Below are 16,800 nucleotides of genomic sequence, written 5' to 3'. Positions count from 1 at the left end.
CGCTATTCCATCGATATGCGCAGGGCCGCCGCGCTCGCGAACGGACACAGCCATAGCGCGATGCACAACGCCGCCGCGAGCAGCGAGAAATTCGCGTTCGCCCATGCGGCGCTCGCGGCGGGATCGGCCGCGCCGACGCCGAATACGAGCACCGGCACGTAGAGCGGCAGAATCAGCAATGCGAGCACGACGCTGCCGCCGCGCACGCCGAGCGTGAGCGCCGCGCCCATGGAACCGATCAGCGAAAGCAGCGGCGTGCCGATCAGGAGCGACGCCATCAGCATGAGGATCGTGCGCGCATCGAGCCCGTATTCGAGCGCGACGACGGGCGCGAGCACGACGAGCGCGAGACCGGTCGTGATCCAGTGCGCGGCGATCTTGCCGAGCACGATGCCCGCGAGCGGCTGCGGCGAAAGCAGCATCTGTTCGAGCGCGCCACTCGCGAAATCGTTGCTGAAGAGCTGGCCAGCCGAAAGCAGCGCCGCGAACAGCGCCGTGACCCACAGCACGCCCGGCGCGATTGCGTGCAGCAGCTTCGGATCGGGACCGACGCCGAGCGGAAACAGACTCGACGCCAGCACGAAGAAGAGCAGCACGGAAAGCGTCACGGTGCGCGAGCGCCAGTTCAAGAGCAGCTCGCGCCGGATCACCCGAAGCGTCAGCGCGATCATGCCGCGCTCCGTTCGAGATGCAGATGACGTGCGCGCGCGGCATCGACGGCAAGCGGGCGATGCGTCGTCGCGACGAGCGCGCCGCCTTCGCGCAGATGATCGTCGATGCATGCGGCGAACCAGAGCGCGCCCGCGTCATCGACGGCTTCGGTGGGTTCGTCGAGCAGCCACAGCGGCTTGGCCGCGAGCACGAGCCGCGCGAGCGCCACGCGCCGCCGCTGACCTTCCGACAGCCGGTTCAGGCGTGCGTGCATCAGCGGCCGCAAACCGGCGCGCTCGAGCACGTCGCGCTCGTTCGCGCGCAAGGCGTTCGCGCCGAGCAACGCCGCGAAGCGCAGGTTTTCCGCGACCGTCAGTTCGCCGTTGAAGCCGTCGGCGTGGCCGAGATACGCGAGGTCGCGTCTGAAGCGCGCCGGATCGTCGCGCATGTTCACGCCGCGCCACGACACCTTCCCCGCGGCGGGCGGCAACAGACCCGCGAGCGCGGCGATCAACGAGCTCTTGCCGCTGCCGTTCGCGCCGTGGATGAGCAACGCCGCGCCGCCATCGACGCACAGATTCACGCCGGCGACGATCGTGCGGCTGCCGCGCATCACGTCGAGTTGCCGGGCGCTGAGCATGAATGTTTCCTCTCTTGGCGTTGTTTACTGCTTCTTTCTGTCGTCGATTTCCTGCGCCTTCGCCATGTTCGGCAGTTCATGCGCGATGCCCTTGTGGCAATCGATGCACGTCTTCTCGCCAGTCTCCAGAAAGCGCTGATGCGCCTGCTGCGCGCGCGGGCTTTGCCGCGTGAAGTCCATGTACTGGAACGAGTGGCAATTGCGGCATTCGAGCGAGTCGTTCGCCTTGAAGCGCGCCCATTCGTGCTCGGCCAGTTCGAGCCGCTTGTCGAGGAACTTTTCGCGCGTGTTCACCGCGCCGAAAATCTTCGCCCACACTTCCTTTGACGCCTGCATCTTTCGGGCGATCTTGTCGGTCCAGTTGTGGGGAACATGGCAGTCCGAGCACTTCGCGTGCACGCCCGTGCGGTTGCTGAAGTGGATCGTGTTCTTCAGTTCGGCGTAGGTGTTGTCGCGCATCTCGTGACAGCCGGTGCAGAAGACTTCGGTGTTGGTCAGCTCCATCGCCGTGTTGAAGGCGCCCCAGAACACCACGCCGGCGACGAAGCCGCCCAGCGTCAGAAAGCCGAGGCTGTAATAGAGGCTCGGCCGGCGAATGGTGATCCAGTAGCGCTTGATCAGTGCCCACATGATGGTCGCTTGTTTATCGTCTATCGCTTCTTGGTTTTGTCCGGCTGCTGCCTGACGTCTTCGACGGCGACGAACGTATTGCCGACGAGCGGTTTCGTATCGGCCTGCGGGACGTGGCATTGCGTGCAGAAGTAGCGTCGCGGCGACAAATGCCCGGACACGCCGCCCTCGCGATCCATGTAATGCGACACCGCCACCGGCACCGCGCCGCTTTCCTCGGCGCGGCTGCGCGCGTGACACCCGAGACAGCGGTTGGCGTTCTTGTCGAGCTGATAGTTGTCGATCTTGTGCGGGATCGTCGGCGGCTGCTGTGCGTAGTTGAGTCCGCGTATCACGTCCTTGTTTTCGGTCGGCGCGATGAGCGGGGCTTTCGGTTCCTCATCGAGCGGCGCCGTGCCGCGCAGCGAATCGTGGAACGGCAGACTGGGCACCGTGGGCTGCGCGATCGCGAGCACGGCCAGCGCAAGAAGCGATGCAATGACGATGGCTGTCAACGTACGCATGGCGTCGGCTCCCGGACCCTAGACCCGCACGATCTTGACCGCGCACTTCTTGTAGTCGGTCTGAAACGAGATCGGATCGGTGGCGTCGAGCGTCACCTTGTTGATGAGCTGGCTTGAATCGAACCACGGCACGAAGACGAGCCCGCGCGGCGGCTTGTCGCGGCCGCGCGTCTCGACGCGCGTACGCATCTCGCCGCGCCGCGATATCACGCGCACCTCGACGCCGCGTCGCAGGCCAAGCGCTTTCGCGTCGTCGGGATGCATGAAGCACACCGCGTTCGGAAACGCGCGATACAGCTCGGGCACGCGGCGCGTCATCGATCCCGAATGCCAGTGCTCCAACACGCGGCCCGTCGCGAGCCAGAACGGATAGTCCTTGTCCGGCGATTCGGCGGGCGGCTCGTAAGGCAGCGCGTAGATCACCGCGCGGCCGTCCGGATTGCCGTAGAACTGCCAGTCGGCGCCCGCCTTCACATACGGATCGGAGCCCTCCTTGTAACGCCAGCGCGTTTCCTTGCCATCGACGACCGGCCAGCGGATGCCGCGCGCCTGGTGATACATGTCGAACGGCGCGAGATCGTGGCCGTGGCCGCGTCCGAAGCTCGCGTATTCCTCGAACAAACCTTTCTGGATATAGAAGCCGAACGCCGCAGCCTCGTTGTTGCGATATTTCGGATCGACTTGCGAAGCGGGAAACTTGTCGACCTGGCCGTTGCGATACAGGATGTCGTAGAGCGTCTTGCCCTTGTATTCGGGCTTTTTCGCGAGCAGTTCGGCGGGCCAGACTTCCTCGACCTTGAAGCGCTTGGAGAATTCCACGATCTGCCAGAGATCCGAATGCGCGCCGCCTGGCGCCTGTACCAGCTGATGCCAGAACTGCGTGCGCCGTTCCGCGTTGCCGTAGGCGCCTTCCTTCTCGACCCACATCGCGGATGGCAGGATCAGATCGGCGGCGACGGCCGTGACCGTCGGATACACATCCGACACGACGACGAAATTCGAATCCTTGCGATACCCCGGCAGCGCTTCGTTGTTGATATTCGCGGCAGCCTGCATGTTGTTGTTGACCATCACCCAATAAGCGTTGATCTTGCCGTCCTTGAGCATGCGGTTTTGCAGCACGGCATGAAAGCCCGGCTTGTCGGGGATGGTGCCCGCGGGCAGCTTCCAGATATGCTCCGCTTCCTCGCGATGCTTCGGGTTGGTCACGACCATATCGGCGGGCAGCCGATGCGAAAACGTGCCGACTTCGCGCGCCGTGCCGCACGCGGACGGCTGGCCCGTCAGCGAGAACGGGCTGTTGCCCGGCGTCGATATCTTTCCCGTCAGCAGATGCAGGTTGTAGACCATGTTGTTGGCCCAGGTTCCGCGCGTGTGCTGATTGAAGCCCATCGTCCAGAAGGACACGACTTTCGTCTTCGGGTCCGCGTACAACTGCGCGAGCTGGTCGAGCTTGTTCTTCGGCACGCCGGAAATTTTCGTCACGTAGGCAGCGTCGTAGCGCGAGACGAACTGCGCGAATTCGTCGAAGGTGATCGGCTGCGAGCCGTTCGGATCGCCCGCGTTCTTCGCCGCCTTTTGCAGCGGATGGTCGGGCCGCAGCCCGTAACCGATGTCCGCGTTGCCCTTCTTGAAGTTCGTGTGCTTGTCGACGAAATCGCGGTTCACCTTGCCGTTCTTGATGATGTAGTTCGCGATGTAATTCATGATCGCGAGATCGGATTGCGGCGTGAAGACGATGGTTTGATCGGCGAGATCGAACGAACGATGCTCGAACGTCGACAGCGTGACGACGCGCACGTCCTGATTCGAAAGCCGCCGCGCCGTCACGCGCGACCACAGCACCGGATGCATCTCGGCCATATTGGAGCCCCACAGCACGAAGGCGTCGGTGGCTTCGATGTCGTCGTAGCAGCCCATCGGCTCGTCCATGCCGAAGGTCCGCATGAAGCCCGTCACGGCCGATGCCATGCAATGCCGCGCGTTCGGATCGATATTGTTGCTGCGAAATCCCGCCTTCATCAGCTTGACGCCTGCGTAGCCTTCCCAGACGGTCCATTGCCCCGAACCGAACATGCCGACGGCCGTCGGCCCTTTCTCCTTCAGCACGCGCTTGAACTGCTCGGCCATCACGTTGAACGCGACATCCCACGACACAGGCAGGAATTCGCCGTTCTTGTCGTATTTGCCGTCTTTCATCCGCATGAGCGGCGTCGTCAGACGGTCCTGGCCGTACATGATCTTCGAGAGGAAGTAGCCCTTCACGCAGTTGAGTCCGCGGTTGACTTCCGCCTGCGGGTCGGCCTGTGTCGCGACGACCTGATTGCCCTTCACGCCGACGAGCACGCCGCATCCCGTTCCGCAGAAGCGGCAGGGCGCTTTCGACCAGGCGATGTCGTCGCTCTGCGCGACGGCGTGCATGTCGGGCAGCGTGATGCCCGCGGATGCGGCCGCCGTGGTGGCGGCCGTCTGCTTAATGAACGCGCGACGAGTCAGTTTCATCGTCGATGTCCTCGGTGAGCGGATCGGCGGCTTCGTGATGCTGATAGACGAGCGCGGTGCTGATGACATCGGGAATGGATTGCACCGCCTGCAATTGTTCGGCGACGCAAGCGGAGCGATCGCTTTCGAGCGTGAGAACGATCTTGCCGTCGGCGCTCGATCCGTGAACTTGCGCGCCAGGCAAAGCCGCGAGCGCGCGCGTAATTCGTTGCAGCGCTTCTATACGGCCGAATACAACGACGCCGGCTATGTGAAACTCGCAAGACTCGTCGGTCTTGTCGGCGTAACGATCGTTGATATCGACGGGTTTGAGCTCCATTTAATTCAAATAGTCGCGACGCTCGTTAATGATGTGGCGGTCCGCCGATCAGCATCTGATAGAACCAGACCGCGAATCCGTAAGTGGCGATGATCATGACCGTGAGCACGGGAACCATGACGACGGTCAGAAACAGAAAGCTGCGCAACTCTTCGGATTTGCGTATTTCGTCTTTCTCATCCATGGGGCGCGTCAGATCTCGGTTGGCGAAGTGGAGTGGCCAGCGCGAAAGATGGATCCATTGTTGGTTTAAGAAATGCATCTTTTCAAGTTGAAAATCGCACGGCGTCGAGGGCGGGTTTTGCAACTGTCGATAAATTTCCATCGCGCCAAATGTGGCGCAATTCGAATTAATCGCCGTGCATCGTTTCGCGCGCTCGAACGAATCGCAATGACGTTAATGCTCCTTTTCACGCGCGCGATATGGCTTTCATCTTGTTCTGAATGTCGCTTCATGCGCGGCTTTCTAGAATCCGGTCACTTCTTCGATTACGGACATCCACGCATCATGCCGATCAAGCTCGAATTCGCCACGCCCGAAGGCCGCATCTCGCTTTCAATCGACGATGCCCAGTTCATGGCTTACGACGCCGGTGAACTCGCAATGCATTCGACGCGCGATTTCGTCGAACGCATGGAATCGATGGGGCTCGGCGAACTCGCGCAGACCTATGCGCGTCTTCAGGCACAGACCGAAGTCTCGGTGATGGAACTGCGCGAAGCGCGCGAAGACGCCGAAGCGTGGCTCGGCAAGAAAGAAGAAAGCAGCGTGATCGCGGAACAGATCATGCCGCGGGTCGAAGCGCTGCGTGAAACGATTGCGCGCACGCAGGCCGACTTGCGCGAGAACATCGAGCGGCTGGCGGCGCTCTCCGCGGCGTGCGATTGCGCGCTGCATCAGGTTCCGGGCTATCAGCCGCCCGCGCGCAGTCAGAGATGATCCGCTAAAGATTCGGATCGCGAATCGAATACGCGTTGCGCGCTGGAAGTCTCGCCCCGATACGCCTTCATGCCGAAGCGCTGCAGGATAAAGCTCTCGACGACGAGACGCATATCCGCTTCCAGCGGCCGCGTGCCCCAGCGGCTGTTTCCCGCCACCGACGCCACCGTGAACCACGATTGCGGCGGAAACAATTCGACGCGCAGCATGCCGCGCTCGAAGATCCTGAGCCGCCCCGTATCGATATGAAACTCGGCGCTGACCGCGCCGCCCGGCATGCCGATGCTGGCCGTAATGGCTTTCGCTTTCATCGTTCTGGTCTCTCGAAATGCTTCCGCCGCGAGGTCGATCCTCACGGCGCCGATTGTCAAATTCTCCGGCGACGCGCCTGGCGCGCGGTCGTTTCGGCAGATAATCCCCGATAGGCATACAGTACTGACGTTGCGCGTCTCCGCCTAACTACCGGCGCGATCGGCAAGTCGCTCGCAACGCGTGGCGGAGCATGATGGCGAACGTTCGCTGCCGCACACAAAGACCATCCAGCACGTCTGATTCAATAGCCGCGCTTCTCCGGCAGGAGCAAGCGCCGGTCCTGTTCACAGATGCAAATCAAAGAGGGAAGCAAACCATGCTGAAAGCGTATTCCTATGCAGCATCCGCAGCCGACAAGCCGCTCGGTCCGCTCGAAATTCAACGCCGCGATGTCGGTCCGAACGATGTCCGCATCGACATTCTGTTCTGCGGCGTCTGTCATTCCGACCTGCATATGGCGCGCAACGAATGGGGCGGCACGAACTATCCGGTCGTGCCGGGCCATGAGATCGTCGGTCGCGTCGCGGCAGTCGGTTCCGACGTGTCGAAGTTCAAGGTCGGGCAACTGGCGGGCGTCGGCTGCATGGTCGATTCATGCCGCGTCTGCAATGCGTGCAAGGAAGGACTCGAACAATATTGCGAGAGCCCGGAAAGCTTTACGCAAACCTACAACTCGCCGGATAAGAAGTCGGGCGGCGTGACCTTCGGCGGCTATTCGACGAACATCGTCGTCGACGAGGCGTTCGTGCTGAGCATCCCCGAGAACCTCGAACTCGCGGCCGTTGCACCGTTGCTGTGCGCGGGCATCACCACGTACTCGCCGCTGCGCCACTGGAACGTGCAGAAGGGGCACAAGGTGGGCATCGTCGGTCTCGGCGGTCTCGGTCACATGGGCGTGAAGATCGCCGCCGCAATGGGCGCGCATGTCGTGCTCTTCACCACGTCGCCGGGCAAGATCGAGGATGCGAAGCGTCTGGGCGCGCATGAAGTCGTCGTGTCGAAAGATCCGGATCAGATGGCCGCGCACGCGAACAGCTTCGATTTCATCTTGAACACGGTCGCCGCGTCGCACGATCTCGATCAGTTCATGTCGCTGCTCAAGCGTGACGGCACGATGACGCTCGTCGGCGCGCCGGAGCATCCGCATCCGTCGCCTTCGGTGATGAACATGATCTTCAAGCGCCGCTCGCTCGCGGGCTCGCTGATCGGCGGCATCGCGGAAACGCAGGAAATGCTCGATTTCTGCGGCAAGCACGGCATCACGTCCGACATCGAGATGATTCGCATGGACGAAGTCAACAAGGCTTACGAGCGCATGTTGAAGAGCGACGTGAAGTATCGCTTCGTGATCGACATGGCGACGATGGAAAAGTAAGCCTGTATCAGCGGGGCGATGTCATCGCCTCGCGCATGCTTTCGACGAAGCGTTCCGTCACTGCCGGCAGCGTCCTGCCGCGCTTCTTCACGATGGCGATCGGCCGCACGAACGCCGGATGGTCGATCGGTTTCGCGACGAGCCCCGGTTCCGCGCGCACCTCGCGCGCGGTTTCCGGCAGGATCGTCACGCCGAGGCCGCCGCGCACCATCGCGACGGCGGTCATCATGTAAGTCGGCTCGCACGCTATCTCGAGCGTTTCGCGCGTCTCGCTGAGCGCGGCGTCGACGACCGCGCGCACGCTCGTGCCTGGCGCGGTGAGCACGAGCGGCGAACGCGCGAGCTCGTCGAGCGAGATGCGGCGTTTCTTCGCGAGCGCATGCGCCTTCGGACACACCGCGACGAGCCGGTCCACGCCCGCATGCAGCACTTCCAGCAACGGATCGGCCACATCGCCGCCGGTCAGCCCGATATCGGCTTCCTCGCTGCGCACGAGCGCATTCACGGTGCTCGCCACGACGTCGCGAATCTGAAATGCGACGCGCGGCACCTCGCGCTTCATGCCGATGATCAACTCAGGCAACACGCTCGCCGCGAACGTCGGCAGGCACGCGATGCGGATCGTGCCGCTTTCGCCGATGCCCATCGCGCGGGCATCGCGCAGCACGTTCTCCATGTCGCGCAACGACTTGCGCAGGAGCGGCAGCAGTTCGCGTCCGGTCGGCGTCAGCGCGACGTTGCGGCTGTTGCGGTCGAAAAGCCGCGCGCCGACGGCTTCCTCCAGGCGGCGTATCTGCACGGTCAGCGCGGGTTGCGACAAATGCAGGCGTTCGGCGGCGCGCGTGAAACTGCCCGCCTCGGCCACGGCGACGAGCGCGCGTATATCGCGAAGATTCAGATCCATTATGGTCCGTGATAGCTGCGATCAAATCATTTCAATTGTGTAATCGCCGCTCCGAACTTACTCTGGACCGCACCAAAAGACAATATTCGGAGACACGTTCATGCTGCCGATGCTCGGCCTCGCCACCATCGTCGTCCTGCTCGGGGCGATCCTTTCCAAACGGATGTCGCCGCTCGTCGCGCTCATCATCGTGCCGATCGTGGCGTCGCTGATCGGCGGCTTCGGGCTTTCGACGAGCAGGTTCGTCATCGACGGATTGAAGAGCCTCGCGCCGGTCGTCGGTATGTTCGTGTTCGCGATCCTTTACTTCGGCACGATCACGGACGCGGGCACGCTCGATCCGATCATCGATCGCATCCTGCGCGCGGTCGGCACGAAACCGACGCGCATCGTGATGGGCACGACGCTGCTCGCGCTGCTGATTCATCTGGACGGCTCGGGCGCCGTCTGCTTTCTCGTCACGATTCCCGCGATGCTGCCGCTCTACGATCGCCTGAACATGGACAAGCGCGTGCTCGCCGCGGCCGTTTCGATGGCGGCGGGCATCAACTTTCTGCCGTGGACCGGGCCGATGATCCGCGCATCGGCGTCGCTGCATCTGCCGATTTCATTGCTGTTCAATCCGCTGATTCCGGTGCAGGCCGTCGGGCTCGTGTTCGTGTTCGGCATGGCGTGGTGGCTCGGCCGCCGCGAGGAAAAGCGTCTCGGCTATTCGAGCGCGAACGGCGCGATTCCGCTTCCGAAGCGCGAACTGACGCCCGAAGAACAGTCGCTGCGCCGCCCGAAGAATTTCTGGTTCAACATCGTGCTGACGGTCGTCGTGCTCGGCACGATGGTCGCGATGGGCGAAAAGATTCCGCCCGCCATCATGTTCATGGTCGGGCTGTGCATTGCGCTGATGGTGAACTATCCGAACGTCGACATGCAGCGAAAGCGCATCGACGCGCACGCTCGCGCCGCGTTGATGATGGCCGGCATTCTGCTCGCGGCGGGCGTGTTCACCGGCATCATGCAGGGCAGCGGCATGTTGAAGGCGATGGCGCAGGCGGCGGTCGGTTTCGTGCCGCCCGCTTTTGCCGGCCACATTCCGGTCGTGCTCGGCCTGCTGTCCATGCCGCTCTCGATGCTTTTCGATCCCGATTCGTTCTATTTCGGCGTGTTGCCGGTGATCGCCGAAGTGGCGTCGCAACTCGGCGTGCCGGCGGTGCATGTCGGCCAGGCGGCGCTCCTCGGTCAGATGACGACCGGCTTTCCCGTGAGCCCGCTCACGCCCGCGACGTTTCTCGTCGTCGGCTTGTGCGGCATCGATCTCGCGGATCATCAGAAGTTCACGTTCCCGCTGCTGTTCGGCGCGTCGGTCGTCATGACGATCGCGTGCGTCGTGCTGGGCGTGTTCCCGCTGTAAAGGAAAAGCACCATGAAAGACATCATCAGAATCGGCGCGGGCGCGGGTTATTCGGGCGATCGCATCGAGCCTGCCGTCGAACTCGCGGAGCACGGCGCGCTCGACTATCTCGTGTTCGAATGCCTTGCCGAACGCACGATCGCGATCGCGCAGCAGTCGCGCCGCAACGATCCCGAACTCGGTTACGACCCGTTGCTCGAAACGCGCATGCGCGCCGTGCTGCCCGTCGCGGCGAAAAATGGCGTGCGGATCATCTCGAACATGGGCGCCGCGAATCCGCGTGCGGCGGCGAAGAAGACCGCGAGGATCGCGCGCGAGCTCGGCCTTGACGGATTGAAAATCGCAGCCGTCACCGGCGACGACGTGCTCGATGTCGTTTTGCGTTCGCGTCTGCGCTTCGAGGAATCCGGCGACGATGTGAGCGCGTACGCGGACCGCATCGTGTCGGCGAATGCGTATCTCGGCGCGGCGCCGATCGTCGCTGCGCTCGCGGCGGGCGCGGACATCGTGCTGACCGGCCGCGTTGCGGATCCGTCGCTATTCACCGCGCCGCTCATCCACGAATTCGGCTGGAAGATGGACGACTGGACGACGCTCGGACAGGCGACCGTCGTCGGTCATTTGCTCGAATGCGCGGGTCAGGTGACGGGCGGTTATTTCGCCGACCCCGGTTACAAGGACGTGAACGATCTCGCGCGTCTCGGCTTCCCGATCGGGGAAGTGAGCGCGGATGGTTCTGTCATCGTGACGAAGGTGCCGCACGCAGGCGGCTGCGTGACCGAAGCGACGTGCAAGGAACAACTGCTCTACGAGATTCACGATCCGGCGCGTTATTTTCAGCCGGACGTCGTCGCGGATTTCACGCAAGTTCGCGTCGCGCAGGAAGCGCGCGACCGCGTGCGCGTGACCGGCGGACGCGGCCACGCGCGCACGGATACGCTGAAGACATCGGTCGCTTATGTCGATGGCTATATCGGCGAAGGTCAGATTTCCTACGGCGGTCCGGGCGCGGTCGCACGCGCGCGGCTCGCGCTCGATATCGCGCGCGAACGGCTGTCGATCATGTGCATCGATACGAGCGAACTGCGCTTCGACCTCATCGGCGTCAATTCGCTTTACGGCGACGCGCTCGCATCGAACGCCGAAGAGCCGTATGAAGTGCGCGTGCGCGTCGCGGGACGCACGTCGAGCGCGAAGGAGGCGGCGCGCATCGGCAACGAGATCGAAACGCTCTATACCAACGGCCCGGCGGGCGGCGGCGGCGTGACGAAGGCGACGCGGGAAGTCATCGCGGTGCAGTCCGTGCTGCTCGCGCGCGAACACGTGAAGCCCCTTTTCGAATTCGTGGAGGCAAGCGATGAAACTGCGTGAACTGGCGCACGGCCGCACCGGCGACAAAGGCAACACGTCGAACGTGTCGGTGATCTGCTTCGACGCGAAGCACTACGCGCATCTGCGCGCGCAACTGACGCCCGAGCGCGTGAAAGCGCATCTCGCCGATGTCGTGAAGGGCGATGTCGTGCGTTACGAACTGCCGCTCTTGCACGCGTTCAATTTCGTTTTGCGCGATGCGCTCGGCGGCGGCGTCACGCGTTCGCTCGCGCTCGACGCGCACGGCAAGTCGATGAGCTCGGCTTTGCTCGATATCGAAATCGATGCGGTTTCCAGCCCAACGCCTATCTGACCGATACCGTGTCGATCTTGCGCGCGGAATCCGCGGGCAACACCGACGTGAACACGTTCGCCGGCACATGCTGCGCCTCTTCCTGCGAGACCGCGCCGACGAACTTCCAGCCCGACGGCATTTTCACGAACGTGAAGCCGGTGGGTTGATCGACGAACACCGAATACGGCGCAGGCGATGCAGCCGTTTCCGTGGCTTGCGCAAACGACACCAGCGGGCTTGCCAGCAGCAAAGCGGCTGCGAGCGCGGACAAAGTCGATTTCATGGCGACACTCCTGAGATGGTTCCGATGTTTATGTGACGATCGATACAGATATTTAAGCATCGGCGTGCGACAGCGTCCAGTTATTTTGTTACGATCGACACATAATTCAGAATTTCGATGGACGCACTAATCGCAGGCATCGAAAAGGAGTGAGACATGTCGTCGGAAATGCACGAGACGCAGCACAGGGCGCGCGGCCGGCCGCGCGCATTCGACCGCGAAGCGGCGTTGCGAAACGCGATGGAACTGTTCTGGGCGAAAGGCTACGACACCTGTTCGATGGCCGATCTCGTCGAAGCAATGGGCATCAATTCGCCGAGCCTTTATGCCGCGTTCGGCAGCAAGGAGGATCTGTATCGGGAGGCGGTCGAGCTGTACACGGAAGCCGAAGGCGGCGCGGCGCTCAGGCAGTTGCAGGCGCACGAATCCGTGCGCGACGGCCTGCGCGCGATGTTCCGCGCGAGCGTCGAATTGTTCACCGGCAGGAAGACTCCGCGTGGCTGCATGATCTTTCTGGGCGCGATGTCCGTCGGCGGCGAGCACACGCAATTGCGCGCCGAGATGCAGAAGCGCCGGCGCAAGGTCGCGTCGATCGTCGCGGCGCGGCTCGCGCAGGGCGTCGAAAATGGCGAGCTCGACGCTCGCACCGATGTTCAGGCGCTCGCCGCGCTGTGCATGACATTGTTCGCGGGTCTGTCGATTCAGGCGCAGGACGGCGTGCGGCGTGCGGCGCTTTTCGCGGCGGTCGATCAGTTCATCGCGACGCTGCCGCTGCGCGCGAAGCGCTGAGCGAAACGTTCGCAGCCGTCACAATCGACGACGAAACAAAGTGTCCTTGCGCTTGCCCGCGCGCCGATGACGGGACCAAAATCCCCGACACCCGGCATTTTGGAGCATCGCCATGACGACTCACGTCATCAGTTTTTTTGCCGACGACACCGCGCGCGCGTCGTTCGAAAATCATCGCCGCTATTGCGCGCGTCTTGCTTATCCGCACGAGTATGTCGATACGGCCGCGATCGGCTGGGCACATCTGCGAATGCTGTTGAAGTATCAGGTGTTGTTGCGCAAGCTGCGCGCGTGTGCCGAGGGCGATCTCGTGTTGCTGATCACGCAGGATTGCCTGCTGTTACGCGACATTCCGTGCGAGACGCTCATGCGCGGGGAAAACCGCGATTGGATCGTCTCGTATCGTGACGATAACCCCGGCGACGTCATGGCGGCGTTTCAGCTTTGGCGCAACACGGCGGCCGCGCGCGAGCAGGTCCAACGCATCTGCGAGGGCGCCAGGTTCGGCAGGGCGCTCGCGAGCGAAGCGCAGTTGCTGAGTGCGCTAGGACCTCGGCCGTTCACTGAGGCGATCGAAGGCCATCATCCCGTTGTGCTCGCGGCGCTGAACGTGTCGCCGATATGGGCGGAATGGCCCGCGTTCTCTCTTGCGCTCGCCGATATGCCCGATGCGCCGAAGAATCAGCCGGTCTTCGCCGACTTGCGCGATCTGTTCGCGGAGCACATCAACGAGTGTCAGGCGCGCGGCCTGCCGTATCTCGCCTTGCCGCAGCCGGAAGCCGATGAAACACGCTACGAAGCGTCGAACCGAAGCGCGTCCATCGCGCTCGCGATGCTTCATACGCCGAATATCCGCGAATACGGCGCGATCGCCGAGCGCAACGTGCGCCGCTATTGCGAGCGTCACGGCTACGCGCTGCATCTCTATCGCGACGTGCCGACCGAAGCGGGCGCAGGCGCGAGCGGCAACTGGATCAAGCCCTGGGTGTTGCTGCGCCATTTGCCGGAACACGAATGGGTCTTCTGGATCGATGCCGACGTGCTCGTCGCCGATCAGAGCCGGCGGCTCGAACCGCTATGCGAGAAGCGGGATCGCGTGCTCGCGACGGACGTAAGCTGGCAGTTCAACTCGGGCATCATGGGTTTTCGCAACACGCCGCAAAATCTCGACGTGCTGACGGAAATCGAGCAGAGCATCGGCGCGATCGCGGATAAATCGTCGACCTATGCGAGCGGCGGCGACCAGGACGTGTTCATCAAGGTGCTCGCACGGCATGGCCTTGCCGACTCGCGCCATCTGCTCGATTGCGCGACCATCAACACGCCGTATCAGCTTCAGTCGCGCGACAGCTTCATGGTGCATTACATGCATATGTGGCCGTCGCTGCGCGCGCTCATCATGCATCACGGCGACCTGACGAGCCAGATGCGCGGCGCGCGCCGTCCCTGACTGTCTATTCCTTGACTTTCCAAAGCTTTACGCGCAAGCATGAGCAATCGCGCGAGCCGCCGCGCGTGCATCGATTTTTTAGGTAGTCCCTACTTACACATCGTTCCGATGATGCCGCGCCCGTCCACGCCTCGGCAGCATATCCGCCTTTGCACGGCGAGCGACGGCGTGCGCATCGCGTACGCGACGTGCGGCTCCGGCCCGCCGCTCATCAAGGCGGCGAACTGGCTCAGTCATCTGGAGCTCGATTTCACGAGCCCGGTCTGGAACCATCTGATGCTCGAACTGTGCGGCCGTCACACGCTGATTCGCTACGATCAGCGCGGCTGCGGTCTCTCCGATCGCGACGTCGGCGAAATTTCCTTCGACGCCTGGCTGCGCGATCTCGAAACCGTCGCCGATGCGAGCGGCCTCGAACGCTTTCCGCTGCTGGGAATTTCGCAGGGGGCGTCGATTGCCATCGCGTATGCGGTCGCGCATCCGGAGCGGGTCACGCATCTCGTGCTGCATGGCGGCTACGCGCGCGGCCGTTTGAAACGCTCGTGCGATCCGGCGTTGCACGAGGAAGCCGAAATGCTCGTGAAGCTCGCCGAACTCGGTTGGGGCAAGCAGAATCCGGCGTTTCGCCAGTTCTTCACGACGCAGTTCATTCCCGGCGGCACGCCGGAGCAGCATCACTGGTTCAACGAACTCGAACGTCTGACGACCACGCCGCGCAACGCCGCGCGCATCATGCGCGTGTTCAACGAGATCGACGTGGTGGCGCTGCTGCCGCGCGTGCAATGTCCGACGCTCGTGCTGCACGCGAGCGGCGATGCGCGCGTGCCGTTCGACGAAAGCCGCCTGCTCGCCGGGCAGATTGCCGGCGCGCGCTTCGTGCCGCTCGATAGCGAAAATCACATCACGCTCGAATCCGAGCCTGCGTGGCAACGCTGGCGCGAGGAAGTGCGGGGGTTTCTGCCGTCATCGAACGTGAGCGATCCGGCGTTCTCCGCGCTGACGCCGCGTGAGCGCGATATCGTCGAATTGCTCGCGGGCGGGCGCGACAACGCGCAGATCGCCGCGCGACTCGCGTTGAGCGAGAAGACCGTGCGCAATCACATCACCAGCATTTTCGCGAAGCTCGAAGTCGAAAACCGCGCGCAGGCCATCGTGCTCGCGCGCCGCGCGGGCTTCGACGCGCCCGCCGCCTGAGCGCTTCGGGACCTGCGTCCCCCTTCATTGCCGCCAAATGCCGTGTCCCGGTGCGCAGCCGGGACATGCGCCTCATGTGCGAGAGCGGGCCGTTGCAGAGAATGATTCGCAGAACGGTGACGCGGCGCACGACCCTACGCAGACCTGTTCGACGCAGCGCGCGGATTGCAGGGCGCGCATTCATCAGAGTCATCGACGCAGAGTCGTTCCGGAGTTCGCACATGGAAGCCGTTCAGCACGAGTCTCAATCCAGGAAAATCACCCCGCAGCAACGTTATGCGAAGTGCATCGAAGTGTCCCGCCGCATCCGCTGGGACATCGATCGCGACGTATTGCGCGGCCGTCATTTCGATCCCGCGCACAAGTTCATGCCCGACGGACTATCCGAAGTGCATCGTCTGCCGTTCCTCGACGCGCGCGAACGCCGTCTGATGTCGCAGGTTCAGGGCCGCACGTACGCCAACATGTTCGGCATGATCGAGCGTTTCGTCGGCGCGAAGATGCTCGAGGTCGGCCGCGATCATGCGCTCGGCGATCAGACCGCGCTCGAAGCGATCGTGCGGTTCACCGACGAAGAGCTGAAGCATCAGGAATTGTTTCGCCGCGTGGAAGCGCTCGCCGCGCAAACGCTGCCGCCGGGCTATCGCTTCATCGCGCAGGCCGACGAGGTTGCCGCGTTCGTGCTCGGCAAATCGACGTGGTCGATTCTCGCGCTGACGTGTTGCGTCGAAATCGTCACGCAGGTGCATTACCGGCAGAGCATGGAAAGCGACGCGAGCTTGTCGCCGCTATTCAAGGACATCTTCCTGTTCCACTGGAAGGAGGAGTCGCAGCACGCGATCATCGACGAACTCGAGTGGATGCGCGAAGACGCGCGGCTCGACGACGACGCGCGCGATGCCGCGATCGGCGATCTGATCGAGCTAGTCGCGGCCATCGACGGGATGATGCAGGCGCAAGCCGCCGCCGACGCGCATTACTTCGTATCGCAACTCGACCGCGCGCTTTCCGCCGACGAAGAGGCGCGCGTGCATGCGGGACTGGTCGATGCGTATCGGTGGCAGTACATCATCTCGGGCGTGGACGAACCGCGCTTCGGCGAAATCCTGATGAGCCTCATCAGCGAGGCGCAGGGCGAACGCATGGGCGCTGCGCTCGCGCCTATCCGACGCCGCGCGCTCGCAAGCGAACTCGATACGCTCGCGTGACGCGTGTCGCATGAAGCGCGAGAAGGCCG

At 63.1% G+C, this 16,800-nt stretch carries 19 protein-coding genes; 9 read left to right on the top strand and 10 right to left on the bottom strand.

From position 1 onward, the window contains the following. Positions 1–2 precede the first annotated feature (2 nt). From ccmB to napE, 7 genes are read right to left on the bottom strand one after another with little or no spacing between them, the layout of a single operon-like run. A complete protein-coding gene (gene ccmB, locus NCS67_RS23790; protein WP_008349060.1) occupies positions 3–671 on the bottom strand; it encodes a heme exporter protein CcmB in 669 nt (222 codons plus the stop codon). Next, positions 668–1,291: a cytochrome c biogenesis heme-transporting ATPase CcmA gene (ccmA, locus tag NCS67_RS23785; RefSeq protein ID WP_250436890.1), complete on the bottom strand. Its 624-nt coding sequence runs from the start codon at positions 1,289–1,291 to the stop codon at positions 668–670. Before ccmA ends, ccmB begins: the two co-directional genes overlap by 4 nt. A gap of 24 nt (positions 1,292–1,315) precedes the next feature. Further along, positions 1,316–1,921, bottom strand: coding sequence for a NapC/NirT family cytochrome c (locus NCS67_RS23780; RefSeq protein WP_008349056.1), 606 nt, complete (start codon positions 1,919–1,921; stop codon positions 1,316–1,318). Between the two features lie 20 nt (positions 1,922–1,941). Further along, entirely contained in the window at positions 1,942–2,424 is a 483-nt protein-coding gene (locus NCS67_RS23775; RefSeq protein ID WP_008349053.1) for a nitrate reductase cytochrome c-type subunit, read from the bottom strand. 18 nt (positions 2,425–2,442) lie between these two features. Further along, entirely contained in the window at positions 2,443–4,926 is a 2,484-nt protein-coding gene (gene napA / locus NCS67_RS23770) for a periplasmic nitrate reductase subunit alpha (protein ID WP_008349051.1), read from the bottom strand. Then, positions 4,898–5,245, bottom strand: coding sequence for a chaperone NapD (locus NCS67_RS23765; protein WP_008349049.1), 348 nt, complete (start codon positions 5,243–5,245; stop codon positions 4,898–4,900). Before NCS67_RS23765 ends, napA begins: the two co-directional genes overlap by 29 nt. Positions 5,246–5,270: 25 nt before the next feature. Next, on the bottom strand, positions 5,271–5,429 hold the full coding sequence (gene napE / locus NCS67_RS23760) for a periplasmic nitrate reductase, NapE protein (protein WP_008349047.1): 159 nt from the start codon (positions 5,427–5,429) through the stop codon (positions 5,271–5,273). Positions 5,430–5,699: 270 nt separating this feature from the next. Here napE and NCS67_RS23755 point away from each other — a divergent pair, with 270 nt between their 5' ends. Next, on the top strand, positions 5,700–6,185 hold the full coding sequence (locus NCS67_RS23755) for a hypothetical protein (protein WP_235366259.1): 486 nt from the start codon (positions 5,700–5,702) through the stop codon (positions 6,183–6,185). On the opposite strand, the gene NCS67_RS23750 is transcribed toward NCS67_RS23755, so the two are convergent. Beyond that, complete coding sequence (locus NCS67_RS23750) at positions 6,176–6,496, bottom strand: hypothetical protein (RefSeq protein ID WP_008349044.1); 321 nt, start codon at positions 6,494–6,496, stop codon at positions 6,176–6,178. The genes NCS67_RS23755 and NCS67_RS23750 overlap by 10 nt on opposite strands. A gap of 317 nt (positions 6,497–6,813) precedes the next feature. On the opposite strand from NCS67_RS23750, the gene NCS67_RS23745 reads away from it, so the two are divergent. Beyond that, positions 6,814–7,872 carry an NAD(P)-dependent alcohol dehydrogenase gene (locus NCS67_RS23745; RefSeq protein ID WP_008349042.1) on the top strand — a complete coding sequence of 353 codons (1,059 nt, stop codon included), beginning with the start codon at positions 6,814–6,816 and terminating at the stop codon, positions 7,870–7,872. A gap of 7 nt (positions 7,873–7,879) precedes the next feature. Here the strand turns inward: NCS67_RS23745 and NCS67_RS23740 are convergent, their stop codons facing one another. Further along, positions 7,880–8,776, bottom strand: coding sequence for a LysR family transcriptional regulator (locus tag NCS67_RS23740; protein ID WP_250436889.1), 897 nt, complete (start codon positions 8,774–8,776; stop codon positions 7,880–7,882). Between the two features lie 100 nt (positions 8,777–8,876). Here NCS67_RS23740 and NCS67_RS23735 point away from each other — a divergent pair, with 100 nt between their 5' ends. The 3 genes from NCS67_RS23735 to NCS67_RS23725 are packed head-to-tail and all read left to right on the top strand — an operon-like array spanning position 8,877 to position 11,865. Beyond that, a complete protein-coding gene (locus NCS67_RS23735; protein ID WP_250436888.1) occupies positions 8,877–10,181 on the top strand; it encodes a CitMHS family transporter in 1,305 nt (434 codons plus the stop codon). Between the two features lie 12 nt (positions 10,182–10,193). Then, positions 10,194–11,552, top strand: coding sequence for an acyclic terpene utilization AtuA family protein (locus NCS67_RS23730; RefSeq protein WP_250436886.1), 1,359 nt, complete (start codon positions 10,194–10,196; stop codon positions 11,550–11,552). Beyond that, positions 11,539–11,865 (top strand): AtuA-related protein, encoded by a 327-nt coding sequence (locus tag NCS67_RS23725; RefSeq protein WP_250436884.1) that lies wholly within the window; start codon positions 11,539–11,541, stop codon positions 11,863–11,865. The genes NCS67_RS23730 and NCS67_RS23725 overlap by 14 nt, the downstream gene beginning before the upstream one ends. Here the strand turns inward: NCS67_RS23725 and NCS67_RS23720 are convergent. Then, complete coding sequence (locus tag NCS67_RS23720; protein WP_250436883.1) at positions 11,858–12,130, bottom strand: hypothetical protein; 273 nt, start codon at positions 12,128–12,130, stop codon at positions 11,858–11,860. The two genes, NCS67_RS23725 and NCS67_RS23720, sit on opposite strands and share 8 nt — an antisense overlap. A gap of 156 nt (positions 12,131–12,286) precedes the next feature. On the opposite strand from NCS67_RS23720, the gene NCS67_RS23715 reads away from it, so the two are divergent. From NCS67_RS23715 to NCS67_RS23700, 4 genes are all read left to right on the top strand, one after another. Beyond that, on the top strand, positions 12,287–12,919 hold the full coding sequence (locus NCS67_RS23715) for a TetR/AcrR family transcriptional regulator (protein ID WP_250436882.1): 633 nt from the start codon (positions 12,287–12,289) through the stop codon (positions 12,917–12,919). Between the two features lie 112 nt (positions 12,920–13,031). Then, positions 13,032–14,369: a glycosyltransferase family protein gene (locus tag NCS67_RS23710; RefSeq protein ID WP_250436881.1), complete on the top strand. Its 1,338-nt coding sequence runs from the start codon at positions 13,032–13,034 to the stop codon at positions 14,367–14,369. Between the two features lie 108 nt (positions 14,370–14,477). Next, positions 14,478–15,563 (top strand): alpha/beta fold hydrolase, encoded by a 1,086-nt coding sequence (locus NCS67_RS23705; RefSeq protein WP_033536494.1) that lies wholly within the window; start codon positions 14,478–14,480, stop codon positions 15,561–15,563. Between the two features lie 221 nt (positions 15,564–15,784). Then, on the top strand, positions 15,785–16,771 hold the full coding sequence (locus tag NCS67_RS23700) for a hypothetical protein (protein ID WP_175982634.1): 987 nt from the start codon (positions 15,785–15,787) through the stop codon (positions 16,769–16,771). Positions 16,772–16,800: the final 29 nt, after the last annotated feature.

The sequence above is a fragment of the Caballeronia sp. ATUFL_F2_KS9A genome (assembly GCF_023630765.1).
GTDB lineage: Bacteria > Pseudomonadota > Gammaproteobacteria > Burkholderiales > Burkholderiaceae > Caballeronia > Caballeronia zhejiangensis.
Note: the sequence above shows the minus strand (reverse complement) of the source record. Positions and strands in the feature narration are given on the sequence as shown.

Bases quoted from the DNA above. Each gene is read 5' to 3' on its own strand.
- NCS67_RS23725 (WP_250436884.1), top strand. From the start codon at position 11,539: ATGAAACTGCGTGAACTGGCGCACGGCCGCACCGGCGACAAAGGCAAC.
- NCS67_RS23710 (WP_250436881.1), top strand. From the start codon at position 13,032: ATGACGACTCACGTCATCAGTTTTTTTGCCGACGACACCGCGCGCGCG.
- napE (WP_008349047.1), bottom strand. From the start codon at position 5,429: ATGGATGAGAAAGACGAAATACGCAAATCCGAAGAGTTGCGCAGCTTT.
- NCS67_RS23775 (WP_008349053.1), bottom strand. From the start codon at position 2,424: ATGCGTACGTTGACAGCCATCGTCATTGCATCGCTTCTTGCGCTGGCC.
- ccmB (WP_008349060.1), bottom strand. From the start codon at position 671: ATGATCGCGCTGACGCTTCGGGTGATCCGGCGCGAGCTGCTCTTGAAC.
- napA (WP_008349051.1), bottom strand. From the start codon at position 4,926: ATGAAACTGACTCGTCGCGCGTTCATTAAGCAGACGGCCGCCACCACG.
- NCS67_RS23750 (WP_008349044.1), bottom strand. From the start codon at position 6,496: ATGAAAGCGAAAGCCATTACGGCCAGCATCGGCATGCCGGGCGGCGCG.
- NCS67_RS23730 (WP_250436886.1), top strand. From the start codon at position 10,194: ATGAAAGACATCATCAGAATCGGCGCGGGCGCGGGTTATTCGGGCGAT.
- ccmA (WP_250436890.1), bottom strand. From the start codon at position 1,291: ATGCTCAGCGCCCGGCAACTCGACGTGATGCGCGGCAGCCGCACGATC.
- NCS67_RS23715 (WP_250436882.1), top strand. From the start codon at position 12,287: ATGTCGTCGGAAATGCACGAGACGCAGCACAGGGCGCGCGGCCGGCCG.
- NCS67_RS23765 (WP_008349049.1), bottom strand. From the start codon at position 5,245: ATGGAGCTCAAACCCGTCGATATCAACGATCGTTACGCCGACAAGACC.
- NCS67_RS23705 (WP_033536494.1), top strand. From the start codon at position 14,478: ATGATGCCGCGCCCGTCCACGCCTCGGCAGCATATCCGCCTTTGCACG.
- NCS67_RS23780 (WP_008349056.1), bottom strand. From the start codon at position 1,921: ATGTGGGCACTGATCAAGCGCTACTGGATCACCATTCGCCGGCCGAGC.
- NCS67_RS23755 (WP_235366259.1), top strand. From the start codon at position 5,700: ATGCGCGGCTTTCTAGAATCCGGTCACTTCTTCGATTACGGACATCCA.
- NCS67_RS23700 (WP_175982634.1), top strand. From the start codon at position 15,785: ATGGAAGCCGTTCAGCACGAGTCTCAATCCAGGAAAATCACCCCGCAG.
- NCS67_RS23740 (WP_250436889.1), bottom strand. From the start codon at position 8,776: ATGGATCTGAATCTTCGCGATATACGCGCGCTCGTCGCCGTGGCCGAG.
- NCS67_RS23720 (WP_250436883.1), bottom strand. From the start codon at position 12,130: ATGAAATCGACTTTGTCCGCGCTCGCAGCCGCTTTGCTGCTGGCAAGC.
- NCS67_RS23735 (WP_250436888.1), top strand. From the start codon at position 8,877: ATGCTGCCGATGCTCGGCCTCGCCACCATCGTCGTCCTGCTCGGGGCG.
- NCS67_RS23745 (WP_008349042.1), top strand. From the start codon at position 6,814: ATGCTGAAAGCGTATTCCTATGCAGCATCCGCAGCCGACAAGCCGCTC.